This window comes from Roseovarius sp. PS-C2 (assembly GCF_018862045.1).
Lineage (GTDB): Bacteria > Pseudomonadota > Alphaproteobacteria > Rhodobacterales > Rhodobacteraceae > Roseovarius.
Genome location: NZ_JAHKSQ010000010.1, coordinates 87,359 through 106,235 on the forward strand (window position 1 = coordinate 87,359; position 18,877 = coordinate 106,235).

Here is an 18,877-nt window from a genome sequence, read left to right on the forward strand (position 1 = left end):
GTGCCTGAAAACCCCTTGATGTGACGGCACTTGGCCGCCTGCCACTCAATCGTGCCGCTGCCCCGTTTTCCATTCCTGCCAACGGAACTTGGCCACGCGATAGGCGTCCATGAAGGCGATAGCATGAATCATGAAGCCACCCGCGTAGCGCCCGACGAATGAATGCTCCGGCGTCGTCAGGTTGTAGCTGACCCAGGCCAGCGAAAGTGCGGTAAACGCCATCATCAGGCCCCGGTTCGCCTGCCCGTTCATGACCTGCCCCATTCCGGTCAGAACAGCGGCAACCGCCATAACGAGGGCCGGGTTCGGAGGCTTGGGCATGTCAATCGGTTTGGTCATTCGGCATGTCCTTGAGGCTTTCGGCAACGGCAATGGCCTGTTGAATAAGCGGCTGCACGGTTTCGAACGGCACCTGATCCCCGTCGAATCTCGGTAACCGGGTCATAAGGTAGTGCCCCCGGTCGCTTTCGCACAAGCGATGGACCAGACGCACACCGCGCGGGGTGATCAGCATTTCCTTGCCCCGGTTATCGGCCACGAAGGCTTGGACGTGATCCGCAACCTTGTCCAGAACGGGGCCTGCCGCCTGCGGGTCATCGGTGCGGATATTGATTTCGTTCGGCCATCCTTGCGGCAAGGGCAGCGCGGCAGGTAAGTCGTTATGGGGCGAGAATATCTCGGAATTGGTGGCACGGGTCATGATATCGACCACACCCGTGACAGGCACAGGCCGCTGCACTGTCACCATCAACCACAACACCGGCAGTTTGCGCAGTTGAATCGTATCCACGGCAAGACGGATTTCCACCTCGGTTCCGTGGTAGCGCCCGGTCACTTTCGGATATCCGGTATCCTCCAGCGTCACGCGCTCGTTCTCCAGATACCCACGGCATCCCTCGAACGAAAGAGCCCGGCGCGATTTCTCGCGCCGGTTATCCTTGACATAGAGCGTCCCCAATCCGGCCACGCCGGCGGCGACAAGGGCAAGCGTCGTCGCGCTCATACCACCGTGACCGGCGGATGGTTCTGGCTGAGCACATCGTCCACGACCGAGCCGGTCAGCAACCGACCGAACGCGGTATGCCCGGTCGAGCCCATCACGATATGGTCATAACCTTCAGCCATGGCATAGGCCACGATCGCATGGGCGATGTCGCGCCCCGAGATCGTCGCGCAACTGGCCTTGACCGAACTGCCGGACGCCTCGCGCATGGCATCGCCCAACTCGCGCTCGATCAATGCCTCGCCCGCGTCGAACAGCTTGGTATCCCAAAAGGGGCTGTCCGCCGCGCTGGATTGCGACACTGTCGAGACCGTGACAAAGCACAGTTCGGCATCGCATTTCTCGGCCAGGGCGATCCCGAAGGTGACGGCGCGTTGCGCCGCCTTCGACCCGTCGATTGCACACAGGATTCTGTCCATCATGGTCTTTCCCCCTCAGTAGCCCTGCGGTTTCGGCCAGTTCATCGTGAACTGATCCGACCGGCGGACGTATTTGTAGCGATGCACCGAGAACCAGATCGACACGACAATGTAGAAGATCATCATCGCCAGCAACTGCACCCCGAAGCCCAGGTACGTGGCAAAGAAGGTGGTGATGCAAAGCACCATCAGCACGATTGCCGGAATCGGGTGGAACGGATGCACATACCCGCGCCGGATCGTCCCCAAGGGCCATTTCCTGCGGAAGATCACCATGTTGATCGGCATGAACGTATAGCCCAGCAGACCCGACAGGATCGAGAAGGTGATCACCTGGTCCAGCAGCCCGGTAAAGGCAAAGGACACGGCAATCGGGATCAGGAACAGGATCGACCGGTACGGCGTCCGATAGCGCGGATGCACGGCCCCGAACCATAGCGGCATATAACGGTCACGCCCCATCGAGAACCACGCCCGCGATGCATCGTTGATACAGCCGTTGGCCGACGCCGTCGCGGCAAACATCGTGCCCACGAACAGGAAGATCTGAAGCGTGGTGCTGCCGGTCATGCGCGCGGCATCGTAAAGCGGCACGGTCGCCTGACCCAGATACTCCCACGGCAACAGCCCCGAGCAGACATACCATGTCAGCGTCGCGGCAATCAGCAGCGTCATGATCCCGGTCATCGTGCCAAGCGGCAAAGACCGGCTGGGGGAGCGGACTTCTTCGGCGGCCTGACAGGTGCCTTCGATCCCCAGATAGTACCAGATACCGAACTGGAACGCCGCGATCACCCCGATCCAGCCATATGGCAGGTCGGTCAGCAACTCGCTGTGCTTGAGCATCGCACCCGGTTGCCAGGGCTGAACGCCGAGGAACAGAATGATGATCGACACGAACGCCGCCGCCGTGATGATGAAGTTCAGCGTCAGCGTCATGAAGACACCGCGATAGTTCAGGAACGCCAGAAACGCGATGATCAGGATCACGAATGGCTTGGGATCAAGCGCCTCGTATCCTGTCTGCTCGGCCAGAATGACCAGAAGGTCACCGACGATCAGCGCATCCGCCGCCTCGAGCATCGTGTAGGCCATCACAAGGTAAAGCCCCACGTTGAAGGCCATCAGCGGCCCCATGATATGCTTGGCTTGGGCGTATTGTCCGCCAGCCGCCGCAACCGTCGAAGTCACCTCGGAATCGATCATGGCGACGCAGGTGTAAAGTAGCCCGATCACCCAACAGGCGATCAGCGCCCCCATGGCGCCCCCTTTGCCCACCGAGAAATTCCAGCCCATGAATTCGCCGACCAGAACGATCCCGACGCCAAGCGCCCAGACATGAACCGGCCCCAGAACCCTCAGCAGTCCGACGCGGTCTTCCTGCACTGCGGCCTCAACCGCCGAAGAGGCCGAGCCATTCGCTGTTTGATCGCTCATTGTTCAGCCCTCCTTCGCTTCGGGAACATCGCCATGTTCCAGCAGTTCATCGATACCTTCACGCGATGACAGAAGGGTGTCTTCGTCAAACTCGCGGTTGACCCGCGCCGCATCCATCACCATCCACAGCAGCAAGAGCGCCGCGATGGCCCAGGCTGCGTATTCCAACAAAATCCACATGATTTGTTTCCTCCCTGCCGATCAGATCACTGATCGAACTTTTCCCGAATGACCTCGCGGTATTCCTTGTCCGATACCTTCACGAGGAACACGAAATAGCCAATGATCACGATTGCGGTGATCAACAGAAGCATCGGGTCAATCGTGTAATCGAAACGCGTGCTGATGATTTCAGCCGCGCTGTCAGGCGTGTAACCCAGCTTTTCCCATTGGGCTTGCATGGTCGGGTTCTGCCCCAACGTGTCCCAGTTCACCTCTTCCGGGATATGCGTGGTGCTTCCGGCCCCCGTCAGTCCCAGGATAAGCGGAATGAACAGGGCAACGTAGACAAGAACCAGCAAGAAGGCCGAATCGAAAAGCTGGCCCAGCTTGCTTTGCTTGGGCGGTTCGTAATGCTTTGACATATCCGCCCCCTCAGCGATTGCGCTTGGCGCGCTTCATTTCGTCCAGGTGCCGGATATCCAGCCCATAGATGAAATCGCGCTCAGCCGCGTATTGACGGATCATCGCGAAAATCGCCGCCGTGTTGAACAACAGCACCAGTGCCCCGGCCACGACCAGCACATTGGCGATCGCACCGCCGCCGATCGTGTCGCGGACGCTGAAGTAGACGAACAACACAACCACCCAAAGAACCGCCACGAAACCCAAGGCGAATATCTTGTCGCCCCGGAACATCGCGGCAATGCGGGCTTGCATTTCCTCTGGCATTTAACTTCCTCCCTTGTTCACTTGGATTAAACTTTTTTAATTATGGTAGAGAGGCCGCGATTAAAAAATCAAGTTTTTTTTGAAATTCGCATAAATCGAAATCAGTTTGTGAACGGCACGGCACGTGTCAACGCGCGTTCTTCGAAGCGCTTGAACACCTATTCACTGAACGCAGACAATTCCGGTGCAAAGTTTAACCCTGCCCGGAGATTTCCGTTCCGAAGTTTTCGCTGCATGGCCAATGTCTTGGCCATGCATGACCTTTCGCCCGGCACCTATGACACCGGGCAATCGGGATCAGATATCCAGCGTGTGATCGCGTTCCCACTGGCTGAAATGAGTGATGAAGGAATTCCACTCTTCATGCTTCATCTTGATGTAGGCGCTCGAGAACTCCTCGCCCATCATCGCTTTCAGCTCTTTGTCCTTGTCATAGGTGCGCAGGGCATCCAGCATGTTCAGCGGCAGTTTCGGGGCGCCGCGCACCTTGTGACCGTCGGCATACATGTCGATGTCATGGCGTTTGCCCGGATCGGCCTTGCTGCGGACACCGCTCAGGCCTGCGGCGATGATCACCGCCTGAAGCAGATAGGGGTTCACCGCCCCGTCCGGCAGGCGCAGTTCAAACCGGCCCGGCCCCGGCACCCGCACCATATGGGTGCGGTTGTTGCCCGTCCATGTCACCGTATTCGGGGCCCATGTCGCACCAGAGATGGTGCGGGGCGCGTTGATCCGCTTGTAGCTGTTCACCGTCGGATTGGTGATCGCGGCCAGCGCACTGGCGTGTTTCATGATCCCGCCCAGGAAATGCGTGCCCTTCTCGGACAGGCCCAGCTCGCCCGCCGGACCTTCGCCCGTGTCGGTGGCAAAGACATTGGCCTTGGACTTGTCGCCCGGTGCATCCCAGACGGAAATATGCGCGTGACACCCGTTGCCGGTCAGCCCTTCGACGGGCTTGGGCATGAACGTGGCGCGGAACCCGTGCTTTTCGGCCACGGATTTCGTCATGAACTTGAAAAACGAATGCTTGTCAGCGGTGCTCAACGCATCGTCGAACTCCCAGTTCATTTCGAACTGGCCATTCGCGTCCTCGTGGTCGTTCTGATACGGACCCCAGCCCAGTTCCAGCATGTAGTCACAGATTTCGCGCACCACGTCATAGCGACGCATCACCGCTTGCTGATCATAGCAGGGTTTGGCTGCGGTATCGAATTCATCCGACAATTCCCTGCCATCCGGGGTCAGCAGGAAAAATTCGGCCTCGATGCCTGTTTTGACATGCATCCCCTCTTGGGCGGCCTCGTCGATCAGGCGGCGCAACACGTTGCGCGGGGCCTGCGCCACGTCTTCGTCTTCCATCACCGGATTGGCGGCGACCCAGGCGACCTCGGGTTTCCAAGGCAGTTGGATCACGCTGTCGGGATCTGGCACGGCCAACATGTCGGGATGCGCCGGGGTCATGTCCAGATATGTCGCGAAACCGGCAAACCCGGCCCCGTCTTCCTGCATGTCCGAAATCGCCTGAGCGGGCACCAGTTTGGCCCGCTGTCCCCCGAACAGGTCGGTGAATGAGATCATGAAATACTTGATGCCGTTTTCGGCGGCAAAGGCGGCCAGATCTTTCGTCATGGTTGGTTCCTTGTTCCCTGTTGGCATGAAACGGGGCGGCTACCGCCGCCCCTCGTGTTTTGTTTGTGTGATCAGAACTGTGTTCCCGGTTTCCCCGGCCACCAGCTGGTGCCCGCCAGCGGTACCTGGGCCATGGCCGCGGCCTCCATGGTCAGGGCGACCAGATCTTCGGGTTCCAGATGCTGAACGTGGTTCTTGCCGCATGCGCGGGCCAGCGTCTGTGCCTCCAGCGTCATGACCTTGAGATAGTTGCGCAACCGGCGCCCGGCCTCGACAGGATCGAGACGTGAGGACAGTTCCGGGTCTTGCGTGCTGATACCGGCAGGGTCCTGCCCTTCGTGCCAGTCGTCATAGGCATCCGCGGTCGTCCCCAGTTTGCGGTACTCGTCTTCCCACTTGGGATCATTGTCGCCCAGGGCGATCATCGCCGCCGTGCCGATGCTGACCGCATCCGCGCCAAGCGCAAGCGCCTTGGCCACGTCGGCGCCCGAACGGATACCGCCCGACACGATCAGTTGCACCTCGCGATGCATGTTCAGATCCTCAAGCGCGCGCACCGCTTCGCGGATACAGGCCAGTGTCGGAATGCCCACATGTTCGATGAAGACGTCCTGCGTCGCGGCCGTGCCGCCCTGCATCCCGTCGATCACGACCACATCCGCCCCGGCCTTGACCGCCAGCGTGGTGTCGAAATAGGGCCGCGTCGCGCCGACCTTGACGTAGATCGGTTTTTCCCAGTTGGTGATTTCACGCAGTTCGAGGATCTTGATTTCCAGATCGTCCGGCCCGGTCCAGTCGGGGTGGCGGCAAGCGCTGCGCTGGTCGATCCCCTTGGGCAGATCGCGCATCGCGGCCACGCGGTCGGAAATCTTCTGTCCCAGAAGCATACCGCCCCCGCCCGGCTTGGCGCCCTGCCCCACGACCACCTCGATCGCATCGGCCTTGCGCAGATCGTCGGGGTTCATCCCGTAGCGCGACGGCAGGTATTGATAGACCAGCGTCTTGGATTCACCGCGTTCCTCGGGGGTCATGCCGCCATCGCCCGTGGTGGTCGAGGTGCCCGCAGCGGACGCCCCCCGGCCAAGGGCCTCTTTGGCCTGCGCGCTGAGCGCCCCAAAGGACATACCGGCGATGGTGATCGGAATATCCAGCTTGATCGGCTTCTTCGCATAGCGCGTGCCCAACACCACATTGGTATCACAGCGTTCGCGATACCCTTCCAGCGGATACCGGCTGACCGAAGCGCCCAGGAACAGCAGATCATCGAAATGCGGAACCTTGCGCTTGGCGCCACCGCCACGAATGTCGTAAATCCCGGTCGCCGCAGCACGGCGGATTTCGGCATTTATCTCAGGCGTAAAGGTGCTCGAGTAAACCGGCATGGTGCGCGGCACATGTTTATCGTCCTTGGCCATGACAGGTCTCCTCAGTAGGCGTTGTCGATATCGAAGTTATACAGCTTGCGGGCCGAGCCGTAGCGCTTGAACTCTTCCGGCTTGGCGTCCACGCCCGACCGTTCGATCAGGTCGGCCAGGATTTCCAGATGCTCGGGGCGCATTTCTTTCTCGACGCAGTCCGCGCCAAGGCTCTTGACCGAACCGCGCACGAAAAGCCGCGCCTCGTAGATCGAGTCCCCCAATGCATCGCCCGCATCGCCGCAGACCACAAGATTGCCCTTTTGCGCCATGAAGGCCGACATATGGCCCACATTGCCCTGCACCACGATGTCGATGCCCTTCATCGAAATCCCGCAGCGTCCGCTGGCATTCCCCTTGATGACCAGCAAACCGCCATGCCCGGTGGCCCCGGCATACTGGCTGGCGTCGCCCTCGACGATCACCGTGCCGCTCATCATGTTCTCGGCCACGCCCGGTCCGGCGCTGCCTTCGACGTGAATCGTAGCCTGCTTGTTCATGCCGGCGCAGTAATACCCGGTCGAGCCCTTGACGGTCACTTCGATCGGGGCATCCAGCCCGACAGCGACCGCATGAGACCCGCGGGGGTTCACAACCTCCCACGCCGTGGCATTGGTTGTCTGGCTCTGCGCCTGTAGCGCTTCGTTCAGGCCACGCAGGCCGTTGGCTTCCAAATCGAATGTCTGCATGTCAGTGCTTCCAGAAATAAACGGTTGCGGGTTCCGGCTCCCATACGCGGGCATCCTCGATACCGGGCAGGTTCACCAGCGCGCGGTATTCGCTGCCGAAGGCGACATATTGATCGGTTTCGGCCATCACGGCGGGTTTGCAGCTGATCGGATCGCGGACCACACCGAACCCGTCCTTGGTGCCCACGACAAAGTTGAAGAACCCGTCCAGATCCTCGAGGCTCGCCTCCAGCGCATCGCCCAGGCTCTTGCCCTGCTGCATCTTCCACGTCAGGTAGGCGGCGGCGACCTCGGTATCGTTCAGCGTGTTCACCTTGACGCCTTCGCGCGCCAGCTTGCGCCGCAGCGAATTGTGATTGCTCAACGATCCGTTATGCACAAGGCACTGATCCGCGCCGGTCGAGAACGGGTGCGCTCCAAGGGTCGTCACCGCCGACTCGGTCGCCATCCGCGTGTGCCCGATCCCGTGGGTGCCATGCTGATGAGCGATATCGAAACGCTTTGCCACATCGGCGGGCAAGCCCACCTCCTTGTAGATTTCGATGACCTCGCCCTGGCTCATGATCCGCGCTTCGGGGCGCAGTTCGGCCAGTGCGGTACGGGCCTCGTCCAGCTTGGCCTCGGCCAGTTCGATCACGGCATGAGTATCCTTGACCTCGACACTGACATCGGTGCCAAGCGCCTTCGACATCTCGTCGCCAAGCCCTTCGAACCCTGCAGGGTCGTTCATTTGCACGGTCAGCTTGGCAAAGCCTTCGCGATCCTCCGAATAGATCGCAATGCCAGCGCTGTCAGGGCCGCGATCGGTCATCGTGACCAGCATATCGGTCAGCAATGCCCCAAGCTGCGGCTCCAGCGATTTGTCCTTCAAAAACAGTCCGACGATTCCACACATCGACGCCTCCATAAATCTGTCAGAATCGAGGCTAGCGCCAAGCCGTTCAAGTTTCAATAAAAGAATTTAATTTTCCACTGAGGAATATTTTCAGGGCCAAATAGGCCTGTTTTTTCCTCATGGGAAGCCGCGCCCTGAGCTTGAAACAATTGCACCTCAGACGAATACGCCCGTTTCCCGGACCGATGCCACCATCGGTCCGGGGACGTTCTGCTGATGATTCTCATGTAGACGGGGCCAGCGCCCCGCTCGAACCCGGCCTGCCCGCTCAATTGCCCTGCGGATACGAGATGACGGAAAGATACCGGATCGGCAGTTTCTTCAGATCGTCCGGGCCATGCGGGGCGTCGGCATCGAAAAACAGGCTGTCACCGGGCTTGAGGTGAAAACTCTGGTCGCCATACCGATAGCCGACCTCCCCTTCCAGAATATACAGCAGCTCGACACCCTCATGCTGGAAGGTCGGGAAGACGTCGGATTCCTCGCTCAGGGTAATCAGATAAGGCTCGACCACCACACCACTGCTATTCGCCCCCAGATGCCCTAGCAGATTGTACTGATGCCCCGCGCGTGTTCCGGCGCGCTCGATCTCAAGCGCCTCCCCCGCCCTGACGTGAACCGCCTCGCGCCGCTCTTCGAAGCGGCGCAGGAAACTTGTCACCGGCACGCTCAGCGCGCTGGACAGACCTTGCAGGGTGGTCAGCGACGGCGATGTCAGACCATTTTCGATCTTCGACAACATCCCGACCGACAACCCCGCCGCAGCCGCCAGATCGGCCACCGTCATGCCACGGGCCCGGCGCAGATCACGCACCTCACGCCCGATCGCGATCTCGAGATTCTTCTCGCGCCCCTCACGCAACTTGTGCGGGTCTTGGCTCAGCTTGCTTTCCGCCATCATGACTCCTGTCAGCACCGCCGGATCAGCGGCATCCCAAGATCAAAAATCCGGAAGGGAAATGCAAGTATCGTCAAAAACCTGCAGTTTTTGACGATAAGCGCCAAGGGCAACTGACCCCAGTTTGCGTTCACCGTCGCAACCGGAGTTTCTTTTGGTTCGCCCGCGTTTCGTCCGAGGACTAAATCCAGGTCGTCTTGACGTATTCCAGATTTTGTCCCATATGCAAACCAGACGAAACACACACAGGAGAATCGGTATGACAAACGTTTCTGGAACACCCCAAAAGGTATCCAACCGCCGTAAGTTGTTTGAGTTGGGCGAGCGGGCCTTGGAACAAGTCGGTTGGCGGGTCGAACGCATCCAAGGGATTGGCAAGTCAAGTGTCCGAAGGATCGTCAAGGGCGATGAACAACATACCGTATCCATTCGGACCACGCAGGACACTTGGATTGCCTTCCCACGCAACGACGATGACAACGGCTGGGTGACGTTGGATGACGTAGATTACGTCGTGGCTGTCACTGTTGACGACAAGGACGACCCGAAGGAGGGGCTAGCCTATATGGTGGACGGCGACGAAATGCGGGACCGCTTCGACCGCGCATATCGCGCACGGCTGGACGCAGGCCACAAAATTCCCGTCGGTCGCGGCGTTTGGGTGTCCATGTTTCTGCCGGAAGACCCGAACGCGGCTTCTTCAGTTGGTGGCGGTATCGCGCTTAATAGGGAGGCGTTGCTTTCCATGAAGCTTGCCGCGCCCGCCGACGAAGACATGCCCGATACTTCCGTCAAGCCGTCGACGCCCGGCGACGAAGCGCCCTTGACCATCGCCGAAGCAAAAAGGCGGTTGGCGCAGTCGTTGGGAGTTGATGCTGAAAAAGTTAAGATCGTAATTGAAGCGTGAACTGCGCAATGGCCGGTTCGCGGCATCATCGTAGCGAACCGGCAACAAGTGACTCGCAAGGTGCGACGTGCCGTCACGTCTACTAGAGCGTTCGCGGGCCAATCTGACCCCCTCGAAGCCCTGAAAATCGCATGGGTAGTTCATGAGGAGGATTGGTTGGGCGCCAAGTTATCCAATGAAATCAATAGTTAATGGCGGAGACGAAGTCCGCCATTGCGCTTTCCGATATGTTCCGAAACATGCCGATAGTATCCGTAATTTCAGGTGCTTATTTGCGTCCTGCCTTCCATGTTGTTCCGATGGTTTCCGTTTACTTCCCACAAAAAGTGTGGGAAAAAATGAGGGAATCTATTCGAGCAATGCATGGGGCGGACAATGGCGAATGTGGACAAAAGCAGCAAACGGCACCCGGAAAAGGCGCTGTCTGCCGTGTTTGTGCGCCAGGTAGTCGAACCGGGCAAATATTCCGATGGAAATGGCTTGTTTCTTCTGGTGCAGCCGAATGGCTCCAAGTCGTGGGTGCAGCGCATCACCATTCGCGGCAAGCGCAGGGATATAGGCTTGGGTGGCGCGGGATACGTTTCTCTAGCTGAGGCCCGCGAATTGGCGCTGGAAAACAAGAAGCTGGCGCGGGCTGGTGGCGACCCGTTGCAGGCCAAGCACGAGGCGCAGGCGGTGCTGACGTTTGCCGAGGCCGCGCGCAAGGTTCACGAAATCCGCAAGCCGACTTGGCGCAACAAGAAGCACGCTGCGCAGTTTATCACCACGCTGGAATCCTATGCCTTCCCAAAGATAGGGCCGGTTAGGGTTGGCGACATAACCACGGCGGATGTGCTGGCGGTGCTGCAACCCATATGGCTGGAAAAGCCCGAAACCGCGCGACGGGTGCGGCAACGGGTTGGCGTTGTTATGAAATGGGCGATTGCGCAAGGCTGGCGGCAAGACAATCCTGCCGAGAATATCGGGCAGGCATTGCCCAAGCACGAAACCACAAAGAACCATCGCAAGGCGTTGCCCTATGCCGAGGTGTCAGAGTGTATCGGGGCGGTGCAGGCGTCGAACGCATGGCCCGCAACAAAGCTAGCGTTGGAGTTTCTTATCCTGACTGCAGCCCGCTCTGGCGAGGTGCGCGGCGCGCTCTGGGAGGAAATTGAATTTCACGGCGGCGACGCCGCTACATCCGCTACATCTGCTACATGGGAAATCCCGGCCAGCCGCATGAAGGCGAAAAAGGCGCATCGCGTGCCGCTGTCAGGCCGCGCGCTGGAAATCCTGAAAGAGGCTGAGGCATTGCGCGGCGCATCCGGGCTGGTGTTTCCGTCCGCTCGGGATAAGCCGCTATCCGACATGACGCTTTCCAAGCTGGTGAAGGAACAGGGCTTTGATGTGCATGTTCACGGTTTCCGCACTTCATTTAAGACTTGGGCGCAGGAGCAAACGAATTTCCCAAATGAAGTTTCAGAAGCCGCCCTTGCCCATGTGGTGAAGGATAAAGCCGAGGCCGCTTATGCCCGCTCCGATATGTTCGAGAAACGGCGCAAGATGATGAAAAGCTGGGCGGGGCATTTGGAAGCGCGCGGCGGTGAGGTTGTTGCTCTTGCTTCAAAGCGCGAAACTTGAGCAAGTTTCAAGAATTCTTGATGGCGACAGACTTATTAACTCTATATGTCGAATTATTTCGCTCAATCTCGGTAGGTTTCGGGCTGGGCCTTCCAGACCAAGCCCATCGAAAACCTTCTATTCATTTTCGCCCACCACTGCTGGACAATCGGCAGTCCAAAATCAAGCACACTACAGGGAGGCAGAATATTCCTGCACCTCCACTCACCGTTCAAATTATAGGGTTAGCCAGCTCGCTTTTGATGCGAAGGAAACAGAATTCGCCGAGCCGAACGCGCCATTTTTCGATCTTCCGTTTCCATTTCATCAATCAACTCACTGAGCTTCTTTCTCCTGCCCTCATATCTTGCTTTGAGAGACGCGCCGTTGTCCTCCTCCTCATCATCATAAACCACTTCTGAATCTATCAGTTGATTATGCATGACTGCCTCCTCCCTCGGAATCTAAGCATGAGCACCATGTTATTTCAACTCCCGGCAACCACATCATGTATTTGTGACCAAGCCTAAAATTAACATTTCCTTAAAATTTACGCTACGAGTAAGGCGTAAATATGGTATTTGCATCAACGATGCCTCGCAAATCGGTCATTAATTCGTCCACCGAAAGCTTGGCAAGTGTGCTCCCGTCAAACGTAACTGCTATCGAGATATGATCCGGCGGAAATCCAGAAGTGCCCACATCTTCGCGATTTAAAGGGATTACAACCACCCAATCCCGATCAGAAGGGACAAACTTTCTCCTGAAAAACACTGTGTTCAGATGATAAAATTTATCTCTATTTTGCTCAATCGTAAGGTCTAGTGATACGCAACGCTTATCCAGTACGGCGCCCCCAACCAAAGATTCATTCACTGGCAAAAGAACCCTGTCATCAAAATGCTCATCAAAACCCTGTGAATGCCAAAGCTGATAAGCTGCGCATTCGCTATCAACCAGCTTAACTTCACGAACCAAACCTGCACGAAGCGTTCCTTTCGGTACGCCTTTATCGATCAACAAACGCTCCGCAGCCTCATACGCAAACTTTAAGCTTTTGAGTTCGTCGATGTAGTCTTTAAGTCTCCCAGATGCAGTAATACGCGCATTTTCAATGATGGCCGCGTGTTTCTCAGTGTTATCCAGCTCCAAAACACCAATGTCCGCATCCAACTTTAAGCTAATATGATGATGCAACCCCCTAGTGTTTAGGCCCGATGCTCCGAAAACAGCCGTTCTGGCTATCCGCTCCAGCAACTCAAACCCAGCTTTCGTCACGGGTTGTGGTGTATTGAGAGAGTCATCAATTGCTTCGATCTGGTCAGAAAGTTCACTAGTAATTACAACGCATTCATCGTCGACAAGGCGCTCTCGATCAAACGTCCATGCCGGGAGATTAGAAACTAGTCCACCATCACAATACTGAGAACCACCTATAGAAATTGGCCGAAACACAATTGGAATTGCGGCTGATGCTGCCACTGCATCTGAAACAGGTACGTCGGGGGTTGATGTCGCATCAAACAACTTCATTACGCCGGTGCGAATATTGGCGGCAACAATCTTTAGATCACAGTTTTTCTGCTCTTTGATGTCCAAGAAGGAAACTCGGTTTCCTTTCATAGGTGTAATTTTTTCGGAAAGCAATTCATCCAGCGCTTCGACTGCATGTCGTAAGTCCGATACCCCTCTGAATTTAAAAAACAAATAGTAAATGACCGCCAATATCAGCAGCAATCCGCCAAAATATCCGACCCATGATACTGGTGCTACTATAGCGTAAAAGACAATACTTATAAGCGATCCAAATTTAGGCAAAGCAACTTCAAGCTTAGCAATGCCAAAGCTAGCCAAAGGGTAAATCAAAGGCCAGAAAAACAGAAATGCAGCAAAAGCGAAATATAGCTTAGCTCGACGAGCCTGGATACTTCTCGGGTTCTTAAGCGCTCGGAAAGACCGCACAAAGCGTTCCAACCTCTTCCAGTCTCCACTTAGAATATCTGCTAACGAAGATACGTCTCTACAGGACAACCTAGAGAAAGCCTTGCTACTAATTTTTTTGTCTGCCCCCTTTTCAAAAAGCTCATCTGCGCTCCAACCAGAAGCTGCAAGTGCTGCTACAATTGCTCCCGCTGAAGTGCCTGCGTATCCTTGAACTTTGAACTCATTGATTTCTTCAATTGCCTTCAACACTCCGGCATGTGCGACACCTTTCGCACCCCCGCCTTCAAACACACAGAATGTCTTTATCATTTCTTTAACCCGACTATTCAAATAGCGTTTTCCTATATCCTCCTAATACATTTTTCAGCGAATTTTTCCAGCGCCCCCTGCAGATAGGTAAGTAGTATCTTCAATTAACACCGATCCAAAAGGCGCTTTGTCGGCTGCCTTGGTATTCACCCAGTCGGCATAATAACAATTTTCGCAGAGATCGGTCGCTTTGGCCTCAACGTTGCCTGCGGAGCCTACATGTGGTGGCGGAGTTGACCTTGGGAACAAAATAGACTAGTGAAGATAGTGTTGGGCTATAGCGCAGATTAACTTTTGCGTCGTGGAAAATAGCTCGACGGCGCATCCAAATTCGAAGGATGCCAAAATGCTTCCCAAGACTCTTCGCCGCCCGGATGTAGAACGCATCACAGGGCTTTCTCGTTCAACACTTTACGCCATGATGGCCGAAGGTGAGTTTCCCAAGCCTATCAAGCTTGGTAAGCGCGCTGTCGGCTGGCGTGAATCCGATATTGCCGCATGGCTCGAAAGCCGCACAACAGACGCGGCATGAACCATGAGAGGCAAAAGAGTAGCGCCGTGCAGCGGGCAGGCTGGCACGGCGCGAGATGTATCGTTTGCGGATGCGACGAACACCCGAAACATAACAGGCAAGCGCAGCAAACGCCATAGCAGCGGCACTGCCTATCGCATCGCGCCCAGCGCAGGCAAGGCTTTCTGCATCGTGGTGTCAGGCCGCGACCGTTGGGCGCTCGAACAATTGCGCAAGGCAGGGGCTGAGGGCTGCACGCCGATTCACAACCCCGCGCCACGTTGGGCCGCTTATGTCCACGATTTGCGGGCGCTGGGCGTGGAAATCGAAACCATCACCGAACCGCATGAAGGCGAGTTTCCCGGCACGCATGCGCGCTATGTGCTGCGCTCTGGTGTGTCTCTGGGCTGGAAAGGGGGTGCAGCATGATTTTATTTGCAGGGAAACGCTTCACCCAAGGCTATTGCTATCAGAGGCGATGCAAAGTTGTGGCGTTGCGCTGGGTTATCTTGCAAATAAGCGATAACTACGTCGGTCATTTGTGGATACGTGACGCCCGTAGGCAAACAAACCGTGGAGGAGAACTGAGGCGCATAGGGTATGAGGCCAGTCGCGCCGCCCACAAAGCCTGCACACATGTCAGGCGAGTAAGTCGCGCCTTTTGTGCATATATCAAGAAGGAAGTTTCCGTCTTGAGCTCCACTTGGGCTTGCCCAAATCGCCACTATCATCGCAATCCATCTCATAATTTGAGTTTGCCTCAATTAAGCTCATCGGCGCAAGGCGGTGCAGCATGAACCGGCTGCAAATCGCTTTCCTGATGCGTGCGCACGGGCTGACAGAAGCGCAGGCGCATGCAATGGCGGCTTTAATCTGGGGGGCGTGCGGATGATGGACGCAAAACAGATTACCCAAGCCCTTCATGGCAAATGGTATCGCCGCTATGGCAGCGCGCCTTGCCCGGTATGTCAGGCGGAAGGCCGCAAGGGGCAGAACGCCTTGACGCTGGCCGATGGCGATGGCGGGCGGCTCTTGGCGCATTGCAAGAAATCCGGCTGCGATTTTCGGGATATTCTGGCGGCGGCTGGGCTTGCCCCCGGTGATTATGCCGCGCCCGACCCGCTGGAAAGCCACGCGCGCCAAGTCCAGGACCGGGCCGAGGCCGAAAAACGGGCCAAGCAAGCGCACCGGCTCTGGCAAGATGCGCACCCTATCGGCGGCACGCTGGCGGAAACCTATCTGAGGGGGCGGGGCATATCCTGCCCCCTTCCTGAATCCCTGCGTTTCCTGCCGGAATGTTGGCACCCAAACGCAAAGCGGTTTCCCGCGATGCTGGCCCGCGTGGACGGCGGTCAAGGCTTTGCGGTGCATCGCACCTACCTTGCCACCGATGGCAGGGGCAAAGCTGTCGTTGAGCCTGACAAGCTGATGCTGGGGCGTGTCTCTGGCGGCGCTGTAAGGCTGCCAGAAGCGCACGGGCCTCTTGTGGTGGCCGAGGGCATCGAGACAGCCTTAAGCCTTGCCTGTGGCCTTCTGGGCAAGCCTGTGACCCTTTGGGCGGCATTGTCCACGTCAGGCATGCGAGGGCTGCATTTGCCCCCTAAGCCGCATCGGCTGACAATTGCCCCCGATGGCGATGCACCCGGAAAGGCGGCGGCGCATGCCTTGGCTGAACGCGCGCACGCGCTGGGCTGGCAGGTATCGCTCTTGCCCGCACCGGATGGCCGCGACTGGAATGATATTCTGACAATGAAAGGGGAAGCCGCATGAACGCCCCCGAACCTATCCCGTTCAAATCCGAAGGACCGCAACCCCTATTACGGGAAATCCCGTATGGGAAGCCTTACCCTGTGGTTGCGCTTGGCCCACTGTTAAACGCTGTAGAAACAGTGCAAGGCATGTCTCTTGCCCCTGTTGCCATACCCGCGCAATCTGCGCTGTCAGTGGCCTCGCTGGCCGTGCAGGGCTTTGCCAATGTGGAAACGCTTGGCGGGCCGCGCCCCCTGTCTCTCTATTGCCTGACCATCGCCGCAAGCGGGGAGCGCAAATCAAGTTGCGATGCACCTTTGATGGACGCTTTGCGCGAACACGAAAAGGAACAGGCCAAGGCCCAGCGCGAGGATGTGCAGGCATGGCAAAACGCGCACGCGATTTACAGCGAAGAACGCAAGCGCATCTTGGCTGCTATCAAGAATGGAAAGGGCGAGAAAAAGACGGCGGCACGCGCTGACCTGGACGGCTTGGGCGCGGAGCCGTCCGCACCGCCTTGCACAGACCGCGTGGTGACGGAGCCGACCTTTGAAGGGCTGACCCGGCTTTATGCAACCGGGCAACCGTCGCTTGGCATCTTCTCGGATGAAGGCGGGCAATTCCTTGGCGGACATGCCATGAACAGCGACAACCGGCAAAAGACGCTAACCGCCTTAAACGATTTGTGGCAGGGCAACCCGATACGGCGCACGCGGGCCGGTGACGGGGCATATGCGCTTTATGGGCGGCGGCTGGCGGTGCATCTGATGGCGCAACCGGGTGTGGCGCGGGCGTTTATGGCTGACCCGCTGGCGGCGGATAGCGGTTTTCTGCCCCGCTTCCTGATATGCGAACCGCAAAGCAACATAGGGACGCGGCTGCATGCGCAGGTAAGGCCAGACAATGGCGCGCTGGCGGCATTCTCGGACCGGCTGCGCACCATCCTTGAAACACCCTTGCCGATGGATGCTGAAACCCGTGAATTGCAGCCACGCACCCTTGCGCTGGGCGGCGATGCGCGGGCGCTCTTGATACAGTTTGCGGATGCTATCGAGGTGGCGCAGGGCAAGGGCGGCAATCTCGAACACATCACCGGCACGGCATCGAAGGCGGCGGAACAGGCCGCGCGTATCGCAGGAGTTTTGACGCTCTGGCGGGATTTGCAGGCGGCTGAGGTTGCCGCGCAGGATATGGCCGATGCAATCACGCTGGCGCAGTTCTACCTGACCGAGGCGGCACGGCTGGCAGATGCGGCAAATGTATCGGCTGAAATCGACCGGGCCGAGCGGTTGCGCAAGTGGCTTCTGGAAAGCTGGCCAGAGGCGGACATAATGCCGCGCGAGGTGCTGCAATATGGGCCGAACGCTTTACGCGATAGCAAAACGGCAACGGCGGCTTTGACAATATTGGAAAGGCACGGCTGGCTTGCGCCCTTGGATGACGGCATCGTTATTCGTGGGGCGGCGCGCAAGGTGGCATGGCGCATCGTGCGAGGGGGCGGCGATGTGGTTTGATGCACAAGCCGCGCTGGAACATCTGGACGGGGCTGAAATGCCCCGCTCCAATTCCGCGCCCCCGGCAGAACCGGAAACCCCGCGTGTAGCGAATGTAGCGGGTGTAGCAGGTGTGCAGGCTGAAATTCCCAAAACGCCGCCCAGCGCAAAACCGCCAGAAACAGTCTTTCCCTACGGCGCATCCGCAGGGGGAAGGCCGCTCACCTACACCGGGCGCGTGGTGTCGCTGGAGGCGTGGCGCAACCTGACAGAATGGGAACGGCACGGGCCGTGCGGGCGGCTCTGGTGTGGCGTCAATCGGCGCTGGGGAAACCAAGAGGAAAAGACATGACCAAAAAGACTGAAAAGCAACAATCCGACGCGCTGGATATCCCCCAGCGAAAGCCGCCCAGGGCGGCGCTTGAATGGAAAGAGGATAACACCCTCGGGATAGAAATTTCTGGCGACTACATGCGCATTCTGGACGCAACCGAACACACGAGCGTTGCAAATTCCATCGTTGGGCAGTTGTCGGTGCTTGGCTCACATGGCAAGCGCATCGACGCCGAAGCAACCGATTTTGCGCTGGGCTTTGTGGACGCCATGAAGCCCAAGGATGCAGCCGAGGTGCTTTTGACAACACAAATGGCGGCAATCCATCAAGCGACAATGATGATGGCGCGCCGTTTGAACCATGTGGAGAACCTACCACAACAAGACTCAGCCGAGCGGGCTTTGAACAAGCTGGCCCGGACCTTCGCGGCTCAAATGGATACGCTCAAGCGGTATCGCTCAAAGGGGAAACAGACAGTCAGGGTTGAGCGTGTTACTGTTAACGAGGGTGGACAAGCAGTAGTCGGAAACGTGGAGAGATAGATTTTGTTTTGGGAAACGATAGCCGCAATATTTCTATTGTTTGTGACCTCACCCCTATGGATTTTCGCATCGTTCTTATGGGGGGTGATAATGGCAGCGTTTGCCTTCTTCTGGCGGGCAATATATTTTTTTCTCAATGGGCCGATTGAGTGGGGGGAGATATGGCTTGTGCCCTTAGCTGCACTGTTCGCCGGTTTAGAGGCAGCTTGGAGC

At 57.6% G+C, this 18,877-nt stretch carries 23 protein-coding genes; 8 read left to right on the plus strand and 15 right to left on the minus strand.

Annotated elements, in window-relative coordinates; all coding sequences use genetic code 11:
* Positions 1–45 precede the first annotated feature (45 nt).
* From KPG71_RS16925 to KPG71_RS16980, 12 genes are all read right to left on the minus strand, one after another.
* Positions 46–339 carry a hypothetical protein gene (locus KPG71_RS16925; RefSeq protein WP_216339494.1) on the minus strand — a complete coding sequence of 98 codons (294 nt, stop codon included), beginning with the start codon at positions 337–339 and terminating at the stop codon, positions 46–48.
* Entirely contained in the window at positions 323–1,003 is a 681-nt protein-coding gene (locus KPG71_RS16930; protein WP_216339496.1) for a hypothetical protein, read from the minus strand. The genes KPG71_RS16925 and KPG71_RS16930 overlap by 17 nt, the downstream gene beginning before the upstream one ends.
* A complete protein-coding gene (locus KPG71_RS16935; RefSeq protein WP_216339498.1) occupies positions 1,000–1,425 on the minus strand; it encodes a universal stress protein in 426 nt (141 codons plus the stop codon). The genes KPG71_RS16930 and KPG71_RS16935 overlap by 4 nt, the downstream gene beginning before the upstream one ends.
* A gap of 12 nt (positions 1,426–1,437) precedes the next feature.
* Complete coding sequence (locus KPG71_RS16940) at positions 1,438–2,859, minus strand: APC family permease (protein ID WP_253196326.1); 1,422 nt, start codon at positions 2,857–2,859, stop codon at positions 1,438–1,440.
* Positions 2,860–2,862: 3 nt separating this feature from the next.
* Positions 2,863–3,039 (minus strand): hypothetical protein, encoded by a 177-nt coding sequence (locus KPG71_RS16945; protein ID WP_216339500.1) that lies wholly within the window; start codon positions 3,037–3,039, stop codon positions 2,863–2,865.
* Positions 3,040–3,065: 26 nt separating this feature from the next.
* Positions 3,066–3,443, minus strand: a complete 378-nt coding sequence (locus KPG71_RS16950) for a hypothetical protein (protein ID WP_216339502.1) — start codon at positions 3,441–3,443, stop codon at positions 3,066–3,068.
* A gap of 10 nt (positions 3,444–3,453) precedes the next feature.
* Positions 3,454–3,750: a hypothetical protein gene (locus tag KPG71_RS16955; protein ID WP_253196327.1), complete on the minus strand. Its 297-nt coding sequence runs from the start codon at positions 3,748–3,750 to the stop codon at positions 3,454–3,456.
* 297 nt (positions 3,751–4,047) lie between these two features.
* Entirely contained in the window at positions 4,048–5,379 is a 1,332-nt protein-coding gene (gene glnT / locus KPG71_RS16960; protein WP_216339504.1) for a type III glutamate--ammonia ligase, read from the minus strand.
* Positions 5,380–5,450: 71 nt separating this feature from the next.
* Complete coding sequence (locus tag KPG71_RS16965) at positions 5,451–6,794, minus strand: FMN-binding glutamate synthase family protein (protein WP_216339505.1); 1,344 nt, start codon at positions 6,792–6,794, stop codon at positions 5,451–5,453.
* Between the two features lie 11 nt (positions 6,795–6,805).
* The gene (locus tag KPG71_RS16970; protein WP_216339507.1) at positions 6,806–7,483 is read right to left on the minus strand and encodes a protein GlxC; all 678 of its coding nucleotides are present in this window, start codon (positions 7,481–7,483) and stop codon (positions 6,806–6,808) included.
* Between the two features lies 1 nt (position 7,484).
* Positions 7,485–8,378 carry a glutamine amidotransferase family protein gene (locus KPG71_RS16975; protein WP_216339509.1) on the minus strand — a complete coding sequence of 298 codons (894 nt, stop codon included), beginning with the start codon at positions 8,376–8,378 and terminating at the stop codon, positions 7,485–7,487.
* A 268-nt stretch (positions 8,379–8,646) separates the two neighbouring features.
* Positions 8,647–9,276: a helix-turn-helix domain-containing protein gene (locus KPG71_RS16980; RefSeq protein ID WP_073035629.1), complete on the minus strand. Its 630-nt coding sequence runs from the start codon at positions 9,274–9,276 to the stop codon at positions 8,647–8,649.
* A 259-nt stretch (positions 9,277–9,535) separates the two neighbouring features.
* Here KPG71_RS16980 and KPG71_RS16985 point away from each other — a divergent pair, with 259 nt between their 5' ends.
* Together KPG71_RS16985 and KPG71_RS16990 are read left to right on the plus strand one after the other, a co-directional pair.
* Positions 9,536–10,183 carry a hypothetical protein gene (locus KPG71_RS16985; protein ID WP_216339511.1) on the plus strand — a complete coding sequence of 216 codons (648 nt, stop codon included), beginning with the start codon at positions 9,536–9,538 and terminating at the stop codon, positions 10,181–10,183.
* Between the two features lie 375 nt (positions 10,184–10,558).
* Positions 10,559–11,803, plus strand: coding sequence for a site-specific integrase (locus KPG71_RS16990; protein ID WP_216339513.1), 1,245 nt, complete (start codon positions 10,559–10,561; stop codon positions 11,801–11,803).
* A gap of 224 nt (positions 11,804–12,027) precedes the next feature.
* On the opposite strand, the gene KPG71_RS16995 is transcribed toward KPG71_RS16990, so the two are convergent.
* Both KPG71_RS16995 and KPG71_RS17000 read right to left on the minus strand, forming a co-directional pair.
* A complete protein-coding gene (locus tag KPG71_RS16995) occupies positions 12,028–12,225 on the minus strand; it encodes a hypothetical protein (RefSeq protein WP_216339515.1) in 198 nt (65 codons plus the stop codon).
* Positions 12,226–12,337: 112 nt separating this feature from the next.
* Complete coding sequence (locus tag KPG71_RS17000) at positions 12,338–14,035, minus strand: patatin-like phospholipase family protein (protein ID WP_216339518.1); 1,698 nt, start codon at positions 14,033–14,035, stop codon at positions 12,338–12,340.
* 346 nt (positions 14,036–14,381) lie between these two features.
* On the opposite strand from KPG71_RS17000, the gene KPG71_RS17005 reads away from it, so the two are divergent.
* Positions 14,382–14,567 (plus strand): AlpA family transcriptional regulator, encoded by a 186-nt coding sequence (locus tag KPG71_RS17005; protein WP_216339520.1) that lies wholly within the window; start codon positions 14,382–14,384, stop codon positions 14,565–14,567.
* 3 nt (positions 14,568–14,570) lie between these two features.
* Entirely contained in the window at positions 14,571–14,975 is a 405-nt protein-coding gene (locus KPG71_RS17010; RefSeq protein ID WP_253196328.1) for a hypothetical protein, read from the plus strand.
* Between the two features lie 2 nt (positions 14,976–14,977).
* Here KPG71_RS17010 and KPG71_RS19860 read toward each other — a convergent pair whose 3' ends face one another.
* A complete protein-coding gene (locus KPG71_RS19860; protein ID WP_216339522.1) occupies positions 14,978–15,292 on the minus strand; it encodes a Rap1a/Tai family immunity protein in 315 nt (104 codons plus the stop codon).
* Positions 15,293–15,434: 142 nt separating this feature from the next.
* Between KPG71_RS19860 and KPG71_RS17020 the strand changes: the two genes are divergently transcribed.
* The 4 genes from KPG71_RS17020 (at position 15,435) to KPG71_RS17035 (ending at position 18,664) form a co-directional block, all read left to right on the plus strand.
* Complete coding sequence (locus KPG71_RS17020; RefSeq protein ID WP_216339524.1) at positions 15,435–16,316, plus strand: toprim domain-containing protein; 882 nt, start codon at positions 15,435–15,437, stop codon at positions 16,314–16,316.
* A gap of 128 nt (positions 16,317–16,444) precedes the next feature.
* Positions 16,445–17,809 (plus strand): YfjI family protein, encoded by a 1,365-nt coding sequence (locus tag KPG71_RS17025; protein WP_216339526.1) that lies wholly within the window; start codon positions 16,445–16,447, stop codon positions 17,807–17,809.
* On the plus strand, positions 17,799–18,140 hold the full coding sequence (locus KPG71_RS17030) for a hypothetical protein (RefSeq protein ID WP_216339528.1): 342 nt from the start codon (positions 17,799–17,801) through the stop codon (positions 18,138–18,140). Before KPG71_RS17025 ends, KPG71_RS17030 begins: the two co-directional genes overlap by 11 nt.
* Complete coding sequence (locus KPG71_RS17035; RefSeq protein WP_216339531.1) at positions 18,137–18,664, plus strand: hypothetical protein; 528 nt, start codon at positions 18,137–18,139, stop codon at positions 18,662–18,664. Before KPG71_RS17030 ends, KPG71_RS17035 begins: the two co-directional genes overlap by 4 nt.
* The last annotated feature ends 213 nt before the right edge of the window (positions 18,665–18,877 follow it).

What these genes read in the sequence shown, in the direction of transcription:
- KPG71_RS16925 (WP_216339494.1), bottom strand. Translation starts at nt 339, where the DNA reads ATGACCAAACCGATTGACATGCCCAAGCCTCCGAACCCGGCCCTCGTT.
- KPG71_RS16930 (WP_216339496.1), bottom strand. Translation starts at nt 1,003, where the DNA reads ATGAGCGCGACGACGCTTGCCCTTGTCGCCGCCGGCGTGGCCGGATTG.
- KPG71_RS16935 (WP_216339498.1), bottom strand. Translation starts at nt 1,425, where the DNA reads ATGATGGACAGAATCCTGTGTGCAATCGACGGGTCGAAGGCGGCGCAA.
- KPG71_RS16940 (WP_253196326.1), bottom strand. Translation starts at nt 2,859, where the DNA reads ATGAGCGATCAAACAGCGAATGGCTCGGCCTCTTCGGCGGTTGAGGCC.
- KPG71_RS16945 (WP_216339500.1), bottom strand. Translation starts at nt 3,039, where the DNA reads ATGTGGATTTTGTTGGAATACGCAGCCTGGGCCATCGCGGCGCTCTTG.
- KPG71_RS16950 (WP_216339502.1), bottom strand. Translation starts at nt 3,443, where the DNA reads ATGTCAAAGCATTACGAACCGCCCAAGCAAAGCAAGCTGGGCCAGCTT.
- KPG71_RS16955 (WP_253196327.1), bottom strand. Translation starts at nt 3,750, where the DNA reads ATGCCAGAGGAAATGCAAGCCCGCATTGCCGCGATGTTCCGGGGCGAC.
- glnT (WP_216339504.1), bottom strand. Translation starts at nt 5,379, where the DNA reads ATGACGAAAGATCTGGCCGCCTTTGCCGCCGAAAACGGCATCAAGTAT.
- KPG71_RS16965 (WP_216339505.1), bottom strand. Translation starts at nt 6,794, where the DNA reads ATGGCCAAGGACGATAAACATGTGCCGCGCACCATGCCGGTTTACTCG.
- KPG71_RS16970 (WP_216339507.1), bottom strand. Translation starts at nt 7,483, where the DNA reads ATGCAGACATTCGATTTGGAAGCCAACGGCCTGCGTGGCCTGAACGAA.
- KPG71_RS16975 (WP_216339509.1), bottom strand. Translation starts at nt 8,378, where the DNA reads ATGTGTGGAATCGTCGGACTGTTTTTGAAGGACAAATCGCTGGAGCCG.
- KPG71_RS16980 (WP_073035629.1), bottom strand. Translation starts at nt 9,276, where the DNA reads ATGGCGGAAAGCAAGCTGAGCCAAGACCCGCACAAGTTGCGTGAGGGG.
- KPG71_RS16985 (WP_216339511.1), top strand. Translation starts at nt 9,536, where the DNA reads ATGACAAACGTTTCTGGAACACCCCAAAAGGTATCCAACCGCCGTAAG.
- KPG71_RS16990 (WP_216339513.1), top strand. Translation starts at nt 10,559, where the DNA reads ATGGCGAATGTGGACAAAAGCAGCAAACGGCACCCGGAAAAGGCGCTG.
- KPG71_RS16995 (WP_216339515.1), bottom strand. Translation starts at nt 12,225, where the DNA reads ATGCATAATCAACTGATAGATTCAGAAGTGGTTTATGATGATGAGGAG.
- KPG71_RS17000 (WP_216339518.1), bottom strand. Translation starts at nt 14,035, where the DNA reads ATGATAAAGACATTCTGTGTGTTTGAAGGCGGGGGTGCGAAAGGTGTC.
- KPG71_RS17005 (WP_216339520.1), top strand. Translation starts at nt 14,382, where the DNA reads ATGCTTCCCAAGACTCTTCGCCGCCCGGATGTAGAACGCATCACAGGG.
- KPG71_RS17010 (WP_253196328.1), top strand. Translation starts at nt 14,571, where the DNA reads ATGAGAGGCAAAAGAGTAGCGCCGTGCAGCGGGCAGGCTGGCACGGCG.
- KPG71_RS19860 (WP_216339522.1), bottom strand. Translation starts at nt 15,292, where the DNA reads ATGAGATGGATTGCGATGATAGTGGCGATTTGGGCAAGCCCAAGTGGA.
- KPG71_RS17020 (WP_216339524.1), top strand. Translation starts at nt 15,435, where the DNA reads ATGATGGACGCAAAACAGATTACCCAAGCCCTTCATGGCAAATGGTAT.
- KPG71_RS17025 (WP_216339526.1), top strand. Translation starts at nt 16,445, where the DNA reads ATGTCTCTTGCCCCTGTTGCCATACCCGCGCAATCTGCGCTGTCAGTG.
- KPG71_RS17030 (WP_216339528.1), top strand. Translation starts at nt 17,799, where the DNA reads ATGTGGTTTGATGCACAAGCCGCGCTGGAACATCTGGACGGGGCTGAA.
- KPG71_RS17035 (WP_216339531.1), top strand. Translation starts at nt 18,137, where the DNA reads ATGACCAAAAAGACTGAAAAGCAACAATCCGACGCGCTGGATATCCCC.